The sequence below is a fragment of the Roseomonas populi genome (assembly GCF_024594815.1).
GTDB lineage: Bacteria > Pseudomonadota > Alphaproteobacteria > Acetobacterales > Acetobacteraceae > Roseomonas > Roseomonas populi.
Window position 1 is genome coordinate 158728 of record NZ_JANJOU010000008.1, and the last position, 14865, is coordinate 173592.

The 14865-nt window shown below is 67.6% G+C and carries 13 protein-coding genes and 1 pseudogene; 2 read left to right on the plus strand and 12 right to left on the minus strand.

The annotated features are described in order from the left end of the window. Window positions 1-38: 38 nt before the first annotated feature. The 6 genes and pseudogenes from NRP21_RS11535 to NRP21_RS11560 form a co-directional block, all read right to left on the minus strand. Window positions 39-515 (minus strand): Csu type fimbrial protein, encoded by a 477-nt coding sequence (locus tag NRP21_RS11535; RefSeq protein ID WP_257716347.1) that lies wholly within the window; start codon window positions 513-515, stop codon window positions 39-41. Then, window positions 506-2866 (minus strand): fimbria/pilus outer membrane usher protein, encoded by a 2361-nt coding sequence (locus NRP21_RS11540; RefSeq protein ID WP_257716348.1) that lies wholly within the window; start codon window positions 2864-2866, stop codon window positions 506-508. Before NRP21_RS11540 ends, NRP21_RS11535 begins: the two co-directional genes overlap by 10 nt. Then, complete coding sequence (locus NRP21_RS11545) at window positions 2844-3566, minus strand: fimbrial biogenesis chaperone (RefSeq protein ID WP_308219882.1); 723 nt, start codon at window positions 3564-3566, stop codon at window positions 2844-2846. The genes NRP21_RS11540 and NRP21_RS11545 overlap by 23 nt, the downstream gene beginning before the upstream one ends. Window positions 3567-3578: 12 nt before the next feature. Continuing rightward, window positions 3579-3977: pseudogene (locus tag NRP21_RS11550) on the minus strand (Csu type fimbrial protein); the annotation flags it as partial. Window positions 3978-4620: 643 nt separating this feature from the next. After that, window positions 4621-5616, minus strand: coding sequence for a Bug family tripartite tricarboxylate transporter substrate binding protein (locus NRP21_RS11555; protein ID WP_257716349.1), 996 nt, complete (start codon window positions 5614-5616; stop codon window positions 4621-4623). Between the two features lie 72 nt (window positions 5617-5688). Next, window positions 5689-6525, minus strand: a complete 837-nt coding sequence (locus NRP21_RS11560; protein ID WP_257716350.1) for an IclR family transcriptional regulator — start codon at window positions 6523-6525, stop codon at window positions 5689-5691. An 81-nt stretch (window positions 6526-6606) separates the two neighbouring features. On the opposite strand from NRP21_RS11560, the gene NRP21_RS11565 reads away from it, so the two are divergent. Both NRP21_RS11565 and NRP21_RS11570 read left to right on the plus strand, forming a co-directional pair. Further along, on the plus strand, window positions 6607-7557 hold the full coding sequence (locus NRP21_RS11565; protein WP_257716351.1) for a cupin domain-containing protein: 951 nt from the start codon (window positions 6607-6609) through the stop codon (window positions 7555-7557). A gap of 364 nt (window positions 7558-7921) precedes the next feature. Beyond that, entirely contained in the window at window positions 7922-8401 is a 480-nt protein-coding gene (locus NRP21_RS11570; protein WP_257716352.1) for a MarR family winged helix-turn-helix transcriptional regulator, read from the plus strand. A gap of 9 nt (window positions 8402-8410) precedes the next feature. Here NRP21_RS11570 and NRP21_RS11575 read toward each other — a convergent pair whose 3' ends face one another. The 6 genes from NRP21_RS11575 to NRP21_RS11600 all read right to left on the minus strand — a co-directional run bounded on the left by NRP21_RS11575 (window position 8411) and on the right by NRP21_RS11600 (window position 14865). Beyond that, the gene (locus NRP21_RS11575; protein WP_257716353.1) at window positions 8411-9217 is read right to left on the minus strand and encodes a CoxG family protein; all 807 of its coding nucleotides are present in this window, start codon (window positions 9215-9217) and stop codon (window positions 8411-8413) included. After that, a complete protein-coding gene (locus NRP21_RS11580; RefSeq protein WP_257716354.1) occupies window positions 9207-9683 on the minus strand; it encodes a (2Fe-2S)-binding protein in 477 nt (158 codons plus the stop codon). Before NRP21_RS11580 ends, NRP21_RS11575 begins: the two co-directional genes overlap by 11 nt. After that, window positions 9680-10558 carry an FAD binding domain-containing protein gene (locus NRP21_RS11585; RefSeq protein WP_257716355.1) on the minus strand — a complete coding sequence of 293 codons (879 nt, stop codon included), beginning with the start codon at window positions 10556-10558 and terminating at the stop codon, window positions 9680-9682. The genes NRP21_RS11580 and NRP21_RS11585 overlap by 4 nt, the downstream gene beginning before the upstream one ends. Next, the gene (locus tag NRP21_RS11590) at window positions 10551-12896 is read right to left on the minus strand and encodes a xanthine dehydrogenase family protein molybdopterin-binding subunit (protein ID WP_257716356.1); all 2346 of its coding nucleotides are present in this window, start codon (window positions 12894-12896) and stop codon (window positions 10551-10553) included. The genes NRP21_RS11585 and NRP21_RS11590 overlap by 8 nt, the downstream gene beginning before the upstream one ends. A gap of 268 nt (window positions 12897-13164) precedes the next feature. Then, a complete protein-coding gene (locus NRP21_RS11595; RefSeq protein WP_257716357.1) occupies window positions 13165-13584 on the minus strand; it encodes a hypothetical protein in 420 nt (139 codons plus the stop codon). A 180-nt stretch (window positions 13585-13764) separates the two neighbouring features. Continuing rightward, window positions 13765-14865: an aromatic ring-hydroxylating oxygenase subunit alpha gene (locus NRP21_RS11600; RefSeq protein WP_257716358.1), complete on the minus strand. Its 1101-nt coding sequence runs from the start codon at window positions 14863-14865 to the stop codon at window positions 13765-13767.

Sequence of the window (14865 nt, forward strand, 5' to 3'; positions counted from 1 at the left end):
CTGCAAGGCCAGCCCGCACCCAAAAGCTGCGCAGCAGTTCAGTACGTTACGGTGACCACGATCGTGTCCTGATAGGTTCCCGGCGGAACATTCTGCCTGGCCATGATCCGCCCGTAGATGGAGTAGCTCTTCCCTGTGCCCAGCAGCACGAGAAGCTGCCGGTCCGTTAGGGGGGTCGTCCCCGACGAGCCGTCACCCCAGGGAATACTTCCGGCAGCATCCTGGTAGAGCTGGTATCGCAGGTTGGCCGAGCCGCTGCTGAGGTACCGGTTTCCCGGGTTTCCACTCATCCCCGCCGAAAGCGCGATGGTGTAGGATAGGTTCAGGCCAAGCAGCGTGGCACAGCGCACCGTGACCGTTCCGACCGACTGCGTCGGGCTTGTGCTGACCGGCGAGTAGTTCCCGAACGCGAGCGGCGTTGCCTGCACGGAGCAGGCCGCCTGCGCAGCTCCAGCAACTGAAAGAAGGAGCCAGGCCGACAGGGCGCACCGCCGGACATGGGCACTCAGCGGCATGGGACCGGCCCGACCAGGGGAAGGTCGTTCTCCACCGGCACGAAGGGGAAGCGCGCCTGGCAGCTGCCACCATCGGGCAGCTGGACTTCCACGCTGTTCGAGGGCTGCAACCGCGTCATGAAGACCTCGCCATCGTACCCGACCGGCAGGCGCTCCCCCTCGGTGGGCAGGGCTATGCTGCCGAGCGGAAGTGGCTTCCCGGCGGCATCGACGAGCCGCACGCGGGCACTGGCGCCGCGGGAGATGGGGAAGCGCACCACGGTGCCCGCGCGCTGCCGCGGCGTGACCAAGCGACTCGTCTCGGAGACCGTGGCATCCGGCGGCACATCGCCCGGCACGATCCCGATCCGGTTGCGCTCGTAGGCCCGCAGGTCGGTCACGAGCAGCCTGCCTCGGCTGTCGGTCCGGCCGACCGGCCGGTTCTCCTGCAGCACACCGACGCCGGATTGGCCGGTCTCCACGATCGCGAAGCTGTTCTGGACAGTATCCGAGAGGAAGAGCCCACCGGTGGCGGCCGTGATTGCGCCGCGAGCCTCGGCGCGCAGGGCCGTCTCCCCGGAGAAGCGGTCCACCCCCGCAAGCACGCGCCCGGTCGGGGCCTTGTACTCCAACTCCCCGAGTTGGCGGGACAGCCCTCCCTCTGCCGCGTAGGCACGCCACCCCAGGTCCCCCGCCGCCACGGCGGAGCGCGACGCCTGCAGGCCGCCATAGGCGCGGCCCTGGTCCATGGAAGCAGTGGCTGCCACCGTGGTCCGATCTCCCAGGGCGAAGGAGAGGCCGAACAGCAGGCCCTCGCCACTGTTGCCGGACAGGTCGGTGTACCCGGTGGCGTAGAAGTTCGCGCGGCCGAACAGGCTGCGGCTGTAGGTCGCGGACAGGATCGAGGCGCTCGGCAGATCTGCGAAGAACAATCCCCTTTCGTCTTCCCGGGGCCGCAATCCCTTGTCCCGCCGGACATCGGCGTAGGCGAGGGAGAGCGCGCCGCCCAGCAGCGGCACGGACGCGCTTGCCCGCGTGATCCGGCGCGGATAGGAGGCGCCTTCCAGCGCCGCGACGTCGGCGAAGCGGGCGCTCGCCCAGGTGACGGACGCGCCGAGGCTGAGGCCGGTGGAGACGCGCTCCAATCCCGCGCCGACCTGCCAGCCCAGTTCGTCGCCCCCGGCCCTGCCCCGCGCCCGGCTTCCCGCGGCGGAGAGGGTGACCGACCCGAGCGCACCGATCGACATGGCCGCGCCGGCACCGCCCATCTGCAGGTCCGCACCACCCTCGGCGTGCGCCTCGGCCGTGAGCCAGTTCGTCACGCCGTAGCGGAGCGTGCCCACGCCGACGAGCGGGCCATAATCATTGCTGAGGATGCCGTAGTTGCGGCGGATGAAGCCCAGCTCGGCCGAGTAGGAGAACAGGCCAGGGGCCAGCAGGGCGGACGAGGCGTAGAACGGCAGGGTGCTCGTCGTCTCGCGCCCCAGCGCGTCCCGCACGCGCACGGAGACCTCTCCCGCGCCGGTGATGACGGGAAGCTGGCGGACGACGAAGGGGCCGGTTCCCGTGGTGGTGGAGAGCTGCTGCACGCCGTTGACCAGGACGTCCACGGTGGACGGCACGGCCGCCGAGCCGGACACGATCGGCACCGGAAAGGTCACGAGATCCGGGCGCAGGGAGAAGCTGCGCGACACCTGCGCCCCGCCAAGGCGCACCGGCCGCGTCCAGGCCAGGCCACCGCTGATGAAATCCCCGAGCCGGTACTGGCGCAACGCCTCCTCATCATCCCGGACAAAGCTCGTCTCGAGGCGCACGAAGGGATCCCCCCTCCCCTCCCCCGTGCTGCTGTAGGCGAGCCCATCCGAGGAGAAGACGCCGGCGGAGCCGAAGATGCGCCCCTCGAAATACCCGGCCCCCAGCGTGCGGCCGGCCGCCGAGGTCACGTTGATGTCGTAGTTGAGCAAGGCCCCGAGGGTGGCCTCAGCCCGAGGAGGAGGCGCCGCGCTCCCGCCGCGGCCCAGCTCGGAGGGGATCAGGCTCTCATCCCCGGCGGTGAAGCTGATCTGCTGGTTCGGCTCGTCCAGGCGGAAGCTCATTCCCGGCAGCTTGGAGAGCGGGATCGGCGTCTCGCCGGCGATCCCCGTGGAGACCGCGATCCCGAGGCTCCGCAGGTCCTCCGCGCGCGCCGAAAGGACGCCGTCGCGCTCCGTGAAGGTGCCGATCATGCCGACGGACCGCCCGTTGACGACCACGTCGAGCAGCAGGACCCGCTCCTCTGCCCGGGCCGGGCGGAGGGGCAGAAGAGCCAGCGCGACGAGGATCAGGAGGGCGCGACCCGTACGGCCCGGCTCAGCGCCCCGAAACCGGAACATCCACTGCGAACTGCCCCGCCTCGCCGTTTCCGGTGGCGCGCAGCGTGGTCCCCGGGCGGGGCGGGGCGCCACGCAGGCGCCAATGCCGCTCCACCCCCGGCAGCACGTAGGGGTTTTCCGGCGCGGCGAGCGGAATGCTGGCCCCACCCGGCGCGGCCAGGCTCAACCCGGCCAGCTGGGCGCGCCGTGTCCCACGGTTCAGGATGACGAGATCCCCGCCCGGCTGGAGGCGCCATTCGAGCTGCGCGCGGCCGTTCGCGCTTGTCTGGGCGAAGACCGGCAGCGAGAGGCGGAGGGCGAAGCGCACCTGCTGCCCGGCATCGGCCGGGCTCGGAATCTGATCCACGAGCAGGCGGAAGGCCCGCTCCCCCCCTGCCGGCGGGCGGCGAAGCACCATGCGCACCACCTGCGATCCGCCCGGCGCGAGCTGGAAGGCGGGCGGGCTGACCAGGAGGTCCTGCGTCGGCGTCAGCCGGTCACGCGTCGCGTCCTGGCTCCAGTCGAAGGCGCGCACCTGGACGGAGGTCGGAGTGGCGTCCCGGTTGGTCACGGTCACGACGGAGGTTTGCTGCCCCGGCATGAGGTCCGTGGAAACCGGCGCAACCTCGAGCGAACCGGCCCGGGCCGGGCCGGGTGGCAGCAAGGCGGCCCCGGCGAGCCCGAGAGCGGCCAGGAACCGCGAAATCTGCGGTGGCAGCATCCCTGTCCCCCCTCAGTAGGTCAGGGTCACCGTGACGGTGTCCGTGTAGGCACCGGGCTGCGGGCGCTGGTCGGCGGGGATGCGGCCGTAGACGGGAATGGTCTGGGTGGCGCCGGTCCCGTTCCCTGCCAGGGTATCGGTGCCCGTCGTCTCGCCCCAGATCGCCGTGCGCGAAGAGTCCCGGTATAGAAGGTAATTCAGCGTCGTCGTCGCGCTCGCACTCGTCATCTGCCGCGCGGTCGGGCTGGTGGCGGAGCCGAGGTTCAGGGCGATCGTGTAGGGCGTGTTCGTCGTGCAGAGCACCGACAGGCTGGAGGCCTGGTCGAGCGCCGTCGTCGGCGTGTAGTCGCCGAAAGCGAGGTTCGTGGCCGTCACGGAGCACAGCTTCAGGACGGTGGCCGTGACCTGGAAGGTGCTGGTCGCCGTCTAGGTCGTCTGCGAAAATGCGGGGCAAGCCATCAGTGCGACCGCGAAGAGGCCGGCGCCGAAAGATGCTGCTCCAAGCCGTGACACGCCGGGGATGAACATACGTTGGGCGATCCGCTCGATGAAAGACCGTGGCAGGTTGTGGAAACGCCCGGTTAGTACAACTTTAACGTGTAGTGAGGCAACGGAAATCCACCGCCGCGGCCGGGCCCGGCTGCGGGTGGCGAGGAACCATCCCCCGGTGCCGCGCGGACCAGCCCCGGGGCGGCGCCCGGCACGACGATGCTCGCGGATGAACCGTTCATGGGGCCGAGCATGCCCTTCTCGGCCGTGCCTGGGGTTTTCAAACGAAGAGCCGGTCGCTCCGGCGCCGCGGCGACGAGCGCGCGTAGCGTGCCGGCGAGGATGTGCTTCCCGGCGGCGGGCGTTGCCTCGGCGGCGGCGAGACCTCGCCGGTAAGCACCACCTGCGGGCCTGCAACGTGCATCAGCATGGTTCCGCCGTCGGGGCGGGTGCACTCTGGCGCGCGACTGCCGCTGACCGCCTGGGTCAGCGGCTCTGATATGGAACTGGCGCTCTGCCGCCTATCAGGATGGCGTAGGCAGCGGGCGTTCCCGATGCCGGCCGGTCAAAGGCCGGACTGGATGTTGCGGCTGCGGATCACCTCGGCCCAGGTCGCGGTCTCCTTGCGGATGCGGGCGGCGAATTCGGCCAGTCCCTCGTCATTCACGGCCAGGCCCTGGGCTTCCAGCGCGGCGCGCGTGGCCGGGGCGTGCAGCACACTCCGGATGGCCTCGTAGATCGCCGTCTGGGTAGTGCCGGGCACCGCCTTCGGCGCGAGCAGGCCGTACCAGGAGGTGATGTCGAACCCACCCACGCCCAGTTCCTCCAGTGTCGGGATCTCCGGCGCGGCGGGGGTGCGGGCGGCGGTGGTCAGGGCCAGGGCGCGCACCTGCCCCCCGCGGACCGCCGCCAGCGTTGCGGGCAGGTTGGTGAAGAGCAGCTGCACGTTGCCGGAGATCACGTCCGTCAGTGCCTGGCTGGAGCCCTTGTAGGGAACATGCAGCATCTGCATGCCCGTCTTCTGCGCCAGAAGCTCGCCCGCCAGGTGCAGCTGGCTACCGACGCCGGGCGAAGCGTAGGTCAAGCCGTCTCGCTGCGACTTCGCATAGGCGATCAACTCCGGGATCGTGCGCACGGGCAGATCATTGGCGCAGACGATGACGTTGGGCGCGGTGGCGAGAAGGCTGATGGGCGCGAAGTCCCGCTCGACGTCGAAGGTCAGGTCTCTCATCAGCGTGGGGTTGATGGTCAGGTTCCCGGCCGGGACCAGCAGCAGCGTGTTGCCGTCCGGCGCGGCGCGGCGCACGGCATCGATGCCGATGTTGCCCTGGGCGCCGGTGCGGTTGTCCACCACCGCTGGCTGGCCGGTGCTCGCCTGGATTCCCTGGGCGATGACGCGTGCCAGCACGTCCACCGGACCACCAGGGGTGAAAGGGGCGACGACCGTGACGGGACGAGTGGGCCAGGCCTCGGCCGCGCGGCCGGTGCGGGAGAGGGCGAGGAGACCGAGGCCGCCGAGCGCGAATGCGCGGCGCGCCAGGGTGGGCTGGACGTGGATCATGGGGACCTCATTGGATGAAGGGGCGGATCTGTTCCGAGGTTCGGTGGCAAGGATGGTGCCGCAGGAAGGGGGTCAGGCCTGGCGCGGGCGGGGATCGGCAGATCGGGAGCCGAGGGCGGCAGAGATGCGGGCGGCAGTGCCCACCACCTCCCGCATCAGGGGGCCACGCAGCTCCTCCTCCGAGGTGAGAAGGGCGACGGTGGAGATGTTGATGGCCGCGACTGTCGCGCCGGTCACGTCGCGCACAGGAGCGGCGACACTGGCGACACCGGCCTCGTAACCCGCGACATGGGCGGCAAAGCCGGCGCTGCGATCGGCTTCCGCCTGGGCCAGCAGCGCTGGCAAGGTAGTGGGCGTCCGTGCCCCGTGCTGTTCCAGAGCCACACCGGCGTAGAGGTCCCGCAACTCCGCGGTGGAATGAGCGGCCAGCAGCACGCGCCCCATGCTGGTGGCGTGCGCCGGCAGGCGCGTGCCCACCTGCACCACGCTGGACAGTGACCGGCGCGTAGGGAGCCGCGCCAGATAGACCACCTCTCGCCCTTCCAGCACGCCAAGGTGGGCGGACCAGCCAGTTCGGTCGCGCAGCGCTTCGAGCTGCGGCCGTGCCACTTCCAGCAGGTCGCGCGAGGCGAGATAGCCGTAGCCCAGCCGGAGCACCTGAGGCCCCAGCGCATAGGTGCGCGTGCCCGGATCGTAGGTGAGGAAGCCGAGCTGATCGAGCGTGTAGGCGATGCGGAACACGGCTGAGCGGGTGACGCCCACGACCTGCCCCATTTCCGTCAGCGTCATGCGTCGCCGCTCCGGCGTAAAGGCCAGCATCACCTCCAGCCCGCGCTGAAGCCCAGGAACGATGTAGCGGTCGTCCACCGGGCCGCCACTCTCGCCGACTGCGCTACTCTGTTTGTCCATAAAACGGTGTCTAGCATTCAAAACGGGCGGTGAATAGTCTTGCTGTGCCGGCGATGGCCGGAAGCAGCCGGAGAGCGCACCATGAACGTCCTTGCCCCCGTTCCCTCTACCCTCGAGGCCGAGCTCCGCGCCCATGTGGGCCGCCACGTCGCCAAGACGTTCGATTGGGACGCCTTCCCCAGCAATCGTGGCTTCCCGGACCTGGAGCGCGCCCAGATGCGCTATATCGGCGCCGGCGGGTCGCCGAAGGTGGGCGACAACTCCACCTTGAAGCCGGAGCACTTCACGGTCAGCCTTATCTACAAGCACGTCGGTAAGTACGCGGCCTGCCACGCGCACGAGATCGAGGAGAGCTTCCTGATCATCGACGGCGTGCTGACGGTGGGATGGGAGAAGGACGGCGAGGTGGTCGAGGTGAAGCTCGGCCCGAAGGACATGATCCTGAACGCCCGCGACATCGGCCACGGCTTCCGCAACGACGGGATCGAGCCCGTGCTGATGTCCATCAGCGTCGATGTCGGCAAGCCGCTGCCGCCGCGCTACCTCTACCACCCGAAGAACACCGCGCCGGAGCTGGCGCGCAGCTTCGGTGCGGAGCCGGGCCACACCATCCCCTTCAGCCCCACCGGCGAGCACCCGCTGAACCAGCACATGGCGCGCTACGTGATCCGCCACAGCGAGCAGCCGACCCTCTGGGATCCGGCGGGCTTTACCCGGAAGGTCTATGTCGGCCCTGGCGGCATCGAGAGCGACACCTGCCGCAAGGAGATGCTGGGCATCCCGGTGGGCGCCGGCGTGAAGCCCTATTCCCGCGATGTGGAGGACGCCTTCCTGGTGCTGGAGGGCAGCCTGACTGTGGGCTGGGAGGATGAGGCCGGAAACAGCGTAGAGGTTGAGCTGGGCCCGCGCGACCTGGTGATGAACCCGGCCGGGCGCCGCCACTGGTTCCGCAACAACAGCGCGGGACCGGTGACCGTGTGGCAGGTGATCGGCACCGCCGAGCCGGAGACGGTGCGCTTCGAGGCGGCGTAAGTGCAGGTGGGTGGGTCGGGCACCTGCCCGCCCCACCCAGGCACCTTTCCCCCGCTCCGCCGCCACCCGTGAGATCGGCCGGCCGACGAAGCAATGACGGTCAATCGGCGCCGGTTAGGAGCAAAGGCGAAGCGCGGCGAGCCTGGGGCGCTGGGAAGATGATGAGCGATATGCGATAGCTTTCTGCGATCTTCAGCGGGAAGAGCGGCAGAGGGCTGGAGTTTGAGTACGCAGTTGGACGCGCATCGCCCGGCCGGCGCTTCCGCCGGCCACATGACCAAGCCGCGACGCACCGCAGCGGGAACGATGCGAAATGAAAGGTAACGGGGCCCGTTCACGTGAGCGGCCGGACCGGACGGCCAGCATGGACACGAAGCATGATAGTCGCTTCGATCTCCTTGACCACCCGATGTTCTTCCTGGCGCACATCCTCACCCGGTTCGACGGCAACGTCGTCGTGGACCTTCGTCGGCACGGCTTCACCCAATCGGACTGGCGCCTGATCTCGACTCTGCAGTACTCGGACAACCTCACATTGACTGAGCTGGCGCGCATCACGACGCTGGAGCGCTCATTCGTTGGACGCGTCGTAGGCACCCTGGAGGAGCGCGGCCTCGTCCGCCGAACCTCCCCCACGGACGACCGCCGGACAACGCGGGTCAATCTGACGGAGAAAGGCCGCACGAGTTTCGCTGAGGTGCTGTTGCCCACCACGGCCGCGCAAATCGCCAATGCCTTCGAAGGTATCAGCGACGAGGACCGAACGACCTTGTTCCGCGTGCTGCGGACGATGATGCGGAACGTCTACCACGTTGCGCGGGAGGCGACTCCGATCCTCGACTGACGGCGGCCCTTATCGTAGATCCTTGAGCCATCGGGCAGCCTCGGGCGCAGCGCTAGCGGGCCAGAGCACCTTCACCACGCCGTCCGCGCGATGCAGTTCGACGTAGATGTCGCTCGCCAGGCGACGCTCCCCGAGCCCCGTTGGCGAAAGGGTTGTTCCAACGAGGCGCTGCCACCAGCGAGGCTTCGTCGAGCCTTCCTGCTGGCCCTGCGGTACCGTGCCCACGGGCTGCGGCGCCAGGACGGGACCGAGCCCTTCGGCTGCTGCATCGCCTGCGGCATCCTGAACGGGCGTGAGGGCCGGAGAGCCCGGAGGAGCGTAGGCCTGGCCATCCGGCTTCGCGCTGTCCGCACCGTGCCCCAATTCCATGTCGCGCAGCACGACAGCAGTGAAATTCGCGCCGAACTCCTCCCACATGCGATCGGCCTTGGTCTTCATCATGGCAAGGCCGAAGGATCCGAGCCGGCCCAGTACATCCGCTTTTGCCTTCACGCGGATTTCAGTGCTGCCGTCGCCAAGGTCGGTCAGGAACAACTCGCTGCTCTGGCGCATTGAGCTCGTGACGGACGCATCCTCACCCGTGCCCTCGATGCGCAGGTACTCCGGCGCCCGAGCCTCCAGGATCCGTGTCCTCACCTTGAAGCGCGCGGCAATGAAGGAGATCTTGACCTTGATCTCCGCCAGGTACTCGGTATCGCTCAGTACCTCGACCGATCCGGTACCGGGGACACAGCCAGCCATGATCTTCGGATCGAGCAGCAGCGCCCAAACCCGTGCCACCGGCGCTGCGATGGTCAGTGTCTTCTCAAGTTCCACGCATCTTCTCCGCGGCAGCCATGATCGATTCGACGATGCCGACGTAGCCGGTGCAGCGGCACAGGTTGCCGCTCAGTCCGGCACGGACCTCCGCCTCGGTTGGGCTCGGCGACTCGTTCAGGATTGCGATGGCGGCCATGAGCATGCCCGGCGTGCAGTAGCCGCACTGAAATCCACCATGCTCGGCGAACGAGGCCTGCAACGGATGCAGTTCCCCGCCCGAGGTGATTCCTTCGACCGTCGTGATCTCGTGCCCCTCGGCCTGAACAGCCAGGGAAAGGCAGGACTTGACGACCTCCCCATCCAGAAGAACCGAGCAGGCGCCGCACACGCCGGTTTCGCAGCCGCGCTTTGTGCCTGTCAGGAACAGGTCATCTCGGATGAAGTCCGCCAGCAGCCGCCGTGCGGGTATCTCCGCCCGGTGCGGCTGGCCGTTAACGACCACTTCGATCGTAACCCGGCTCATGCAACGATCCTGCCTTCACTGTCCTGCTCCACCAGGCGCTCAATCGTACGACGCGCAACGACCCGCACCATGTCGCGACGGAAGGCGGAGCCACCGCGAATGTCGGACACAGGGTCGATCGCCTCTGCCACGATGTCGGCCGCTTCCCGTGCCAGCGCGGCCGTGACCCTGCGGCCGGCAAGGACGGCCTCGGCGGCTGCAACGCGGGTTGGCACAACCGTGGTCGCCCCCACCACCAACCGTGCCTCGCCCACGACGTCGCCGTCGCGTCGAGCAAGGAGAGCGAGGTTGATAAGGGGGCGGTGTTCGGCCGCCGTCCGATGGAAGCGAGCGTGGTAGCCGAAATCGAAGCGCGGCGCCGGAATGCGGATCTCGGTCAGGACCTCGTCAGGCTCCAGTGCACTTGCATAGTAGTCCACCAGGAAATCTGTAACCGGCAGGTACCGATACCCGCGGGCGCTACCCAGCACCAGCATTGCCTCCAGCGCGGCAAGACAGGTCGGCGGGTCCGTCGTGGGGTCCGCGTAGCAGAGATTGCCGCCCAGCGTTCCCTGGTTGCGGACCTGTGGGTTCGCCAACCGGGACGCCATGTCCGCCAACACCGGGTAGCGCTGCCGAACCAACGGCGATCGTGCCACGGCCGCGTGCGTCGTCAGCGCGCCTATACGGAGGCCATCCCGTGGATCGTAGGTTATGCCGCGCAGGCCGCGAACCCGCGCAAGTGAGACAAGATGGGTCGGCGTGACCATGCGCTGCCGCAACGCGAGCAGCAGGGCCGTACCACCAGCGATCATCCGGCAGTCGTCCCCAAGTCGCGCGAGCAGGCCGCTGACCTCCCCCACGGTTTCGGGCATCAGGTAGTCGAAGTCACGCATGGCGCCGCTCCCGTGCGGCGGCTGTTGCCTCCTGCTCTCGCAGCCCGGCCAGAATCTTCTCTGGCGTGATCGGAAGCTCGCGGATGCGCACGCCAACGGCATCATAGACCGCGTTGGCGATAGCCGCTGCCCCCGGCAGCATCGCCGTCTCACTGGCACCCTTGGCGCCGTACGGGCCGTTTGGCTCCAGCGATTCGATGATCCCGGACTGGATGTTCGGCAGGGACTCCGCCGTAGGCATCGTATAATCGGCAAAGTTGCCGTTCAGCAGCTGGCAGTCCTGGAACTTCATCTCTTCATAGAGAGCCCACCCGATGCTCATGGCGGCCGCCCCACAGGTCTGACCATGCACGGCCAGCGGGTTGATTGCCTTGCCGCAGTCGTCGGAGACGAAGGTCTCCAGGATCTCCACCTGGCCAGTTTCCGTATCCACCTCGACCTCGACGGCCTGCGCCGCGAAGGAGTAGCCAGGGGCTACGTTGCCGTACTGATCGGGCCGCGACATGGCCAGGAAGGTTGGCGGGTCATAGGTCGCCGTGACCCTCAGTTCCTCGCCACCGTGCCGGTAGATGTGCATGCGCGCGAGCTCGCCGAAGGTCAGTCGCCGATTGGGTAAGGCCGAGGTCGCGAAAATCTCACCACCGGAGACGGTCAGGTCGCCTTCCGGCACCCCGAGCGTCTCGGAGGCCAGGGCCAGGAGCCGGCCTCGGATCTCGCGGCCGGCCCGGATCGCCGCATTGCCCGCAAGGATAGTCACTCGGGACGCTATGGAGCCATGCCCGTACGGCGACACGTCCGTGTCGGTCGGGAGCACGGTGACGTGGGAAACAGGGATCGCCAGCTCACTGGCGCAGCACTGTGCCAACATCGTGTAGGCCCCCTGCCCCATATCGGACTCTCCTGTCGAGAGAGTGACGCGCCCGTCCGTCGTCATCCGGGCCGTCACGATGGAGCCGTCCCAGTTTCCCATCTCCCGATTGCCGCTGACATGTATGGCGCCCGCGAACCCGATGCCCCGGCGCTTCAATCCGGTGTCAGGCCGGCGCGCCTTCTTGGTGATCCAGCCGATGCCTTCGCTCACCTGGTCGAGACACTCGGTGAGGCCGGCGCTCCCCAGCTCGAACCCATGTACGGTGGTGTCGCCAGCCCGTACGGCGTTCCGCCTCATGAACTCTACAGGATCGATGCCCAGTTTCTCCGCCAGCTCGGCCATATGGCTGTTGAGCGCGAAAGCGGCCTGTGGACCGCCGAAGCCTCGAACCGCACCGCGTGGCGGATGATTGGTGAAGGCGAGCCGGCCGTGGAGCCGGACGTCTTTGAGGTAACGGTGCATGTTGTCGCTTCGCACCAACGACACCTGCAGGACATGGGTAGCGAGCCCCTCGTAAGCACCGCAATCGGCCAGGATTTTGACTTCCTTGGCGATGATGAGGCCTTGGTTGTCGACACCCATTTTCAGCCAGATGCGCTCTGCCGGGCTGGATCGGGCGCCGAGGAAGTCGTCAAGGCGACTGTTGACGAACCTGACTGGTCTCCCCAGCCTGTAAGCCATCCAGGCACAGATGAGGCTGTTGCATTCCTCGACCGTCTTGCCGCCAAAAGCGCCCCCGACGGTGGATTGAATGACGCGCACTGCGGAGACCGGCAGGCCGAGCGCCTCTGCGAAGCGGTTGCGCTGGAGGAACGCCGTCTGAGTCGATGCCCGTACCACAAGTCTGCCGTCACCTTCGACCCAGGCCACGGTCGCCATGGGTTCCAGATAGCCCGGATACTGCGAGGTGGTCTCGTAAGTTGCCTCGTGCACCAGCGCAGCACGCGCAAAGGCGGAGTCCACATCGCCGCGCTCCACCTTGTACTCGATCGAGAGATTGCCGGTGCTCTCGTGAACCTCGATGGTTCCTGGAGACAGCGCTTCATCCATGTTGTGGACCAAAGGCAAGGGCTCGTACTCGACGCGAACGAGGTCGAGCGCATCCCGGGCCGTATCTTCGTCGATGGCGGCTACCGCGACCACCTCTTCTCCAACGAAGCGGACCTTCGAGGTGGCGAGAATGCGATGCTGCTTGCGATGAACGCCGGTCAGGCGGTCGGGCGTGTCATCGCCTGTCAGTACGGCGTGAACGCCCGGAAGAGCGCTGGCAGCGGCGGTGTCGATCGAGATGATTCTGGCGTGAGCGTAGGGACTACGCAGCACTTTGAGATGCAGCATGCCCGGCGTCCTGAAGTCGCCGCCATAGAGCGCCCGGCCCGTCAGCTTCTCCTGCGCGTTCACCTGCGGCGTTGGCCGGCCGATCGTGGAAGCATCACCGTCAAGCCGGGCTTGTGTCGTCATGGTCATCTTCGTCCAGGCTCATCACTGCGGTGCACTTCCCTCGCCGGGGTGCATGGGACGCGGCTCATGAACTCTAGGTGGCACATCTGATGCCCGCAACGACAAACGTGCTTGAACACGTGCTAAAATGAACTCGTCCCTGTCTGTGTATCTGGCCGCCAGTCTGCGCTAGCGGCAGCGCGGGGCCGCAATGCCAGCCAAGATCGCCTGGCGTGTCAGCTTCGCGCCCGGTCTGAACCACGACCAGGCGCTTGGCAGGGCTACACCTTTCGGATCATCCCGGCTGGGAGACAGATCCGTCCGGCCGGTATGACATTGCGTACTGGAAGTAGTCTGCCTGCCCGCCACCGTAGATCGTGACAGAGGCACCCCCACCAGCACGGCCAGTGAAGCGTTCACCCGAGGCGTGATCGAAACCTTCGAAATCGAGATCACCCGTGGCCTGCAGATCCACAGGACCGGCGCCATCCAGGACGAAGCTGTCGGGTCCGGGACGCACCACCTGACCTGAGGCGACGTCGCGGAAGCCGTCCGGGAGAGGCTCGATGACAAAGCTCTCGCCAGTGCCGAGCGCGTGGACCAGGACGGGACAGCGGCCTGCGCGACTGCGATGCGCCACGACCGCCACAATGCGCCTTGTGTCTGGGTCCATCTCGGCCTTCCCCTCAGTTCCTGGCCAGGTCATGCCGTCCATCCAGCAATCATCTCCCTTCTCGGTGCCTGCCCGGCTGCGGCGGCAGTGAGGGCCTGGGACTCTTCGGCCAGGATCGCGGGGCGAGCCGCGCGATCCCGTGTTGGGCAATGGCAGGCGGGGGACATAGCGTACTTCCCACCGCCAAGCGCTCTGCCTCAAGCGGAGCGGCGGGTCTGCGGATCAAGCCTTGCCGGCTGCCCGGAGCTCCGTGAGTTGCTTGCGCGTGACCTGAGCAAGGTAGCGCCGCAGGCGGATCAGTCCGGCGTCATGCTGATAGAGCATTTCGTGCTTCTCAAGCCCCGGCTTACAGCCGGCCAGCATCTCGCGATCCTGCTCGAGCACCGCCCAGTGCCGAGGCTCCATGCGGGTCTTGTACAGAAAGCGCCAGACGTCACGCTGCCAGCCCTGCACCTTCCGGCAGCGCCAGAAGAAGCTTGCGGTGTTGTTCTCATCGATCGGAGTGGCAAAGCCAATGATGGCGAAGTTGCCGCCCGGACCTCCGGAAGGGGGATAGGGGATCTCCAGCCGGACATAGATCGCGCCATCATCGACGAGCTCGGACCAGTCGAAGTTCACGTCCCGCTGGCCCTCCTTCTCGAAGAAGAATCCTGTGGGCGTGTCGCGGGTAACGAAGTGGGCCTGGGTGTCTCCCTGGTACATGGTGTGCGAATTGGCGTGCAGGAAGGTCCCGTGCATCGGGTCCATCGCGTTGTCCAGAGAATAGCGCCAGTACATCTCCCAGTCGGCGTAGCAGACGAACCTTTCCCAATCGGGGGCGGCGAGCTGTGGCGGCGGGATGAACTCGGGTGCTTCCTCGTGCAAGGCGTCGCCGAACCAGACGAAGACGGCACCCGCAACTTCCACTGCAGGGTAGGTCTTCACGGCCCTTTTGCCCTCGAGCGGGCAACCCGGCTGGCCGGGTACCGAGAGCACCGTGCCATCCGGCCCCACTTCCACCCCATGGTAGTTGCAGCGAAGCCGGTCGCCCTCGTTCTGTCCGCGGGAGAGCGGGACGGCGCGGTGCGGGCAGCGGTCCACCTGCACGTGAACGGCGCCCGCCGCGTCGCGCCACAGCACGATGGGCTCACCGAGCCGCGTCAGCCCTACGGGCTTCTCGCCCGGCTTTACAAAGCGGGAGGGCAGGACAGGCCACCAGCGGTTACGGACGCCAAGCTTCAAGGCCTCCCGGATCTCTGCATCCGTGACCGGGCCATTGTTGGTCGGTGCTGGCGCGCGTGCGGCCGTGCGGGCGGCGGAAGGGGAGATGGTGGTAGCGCTCAT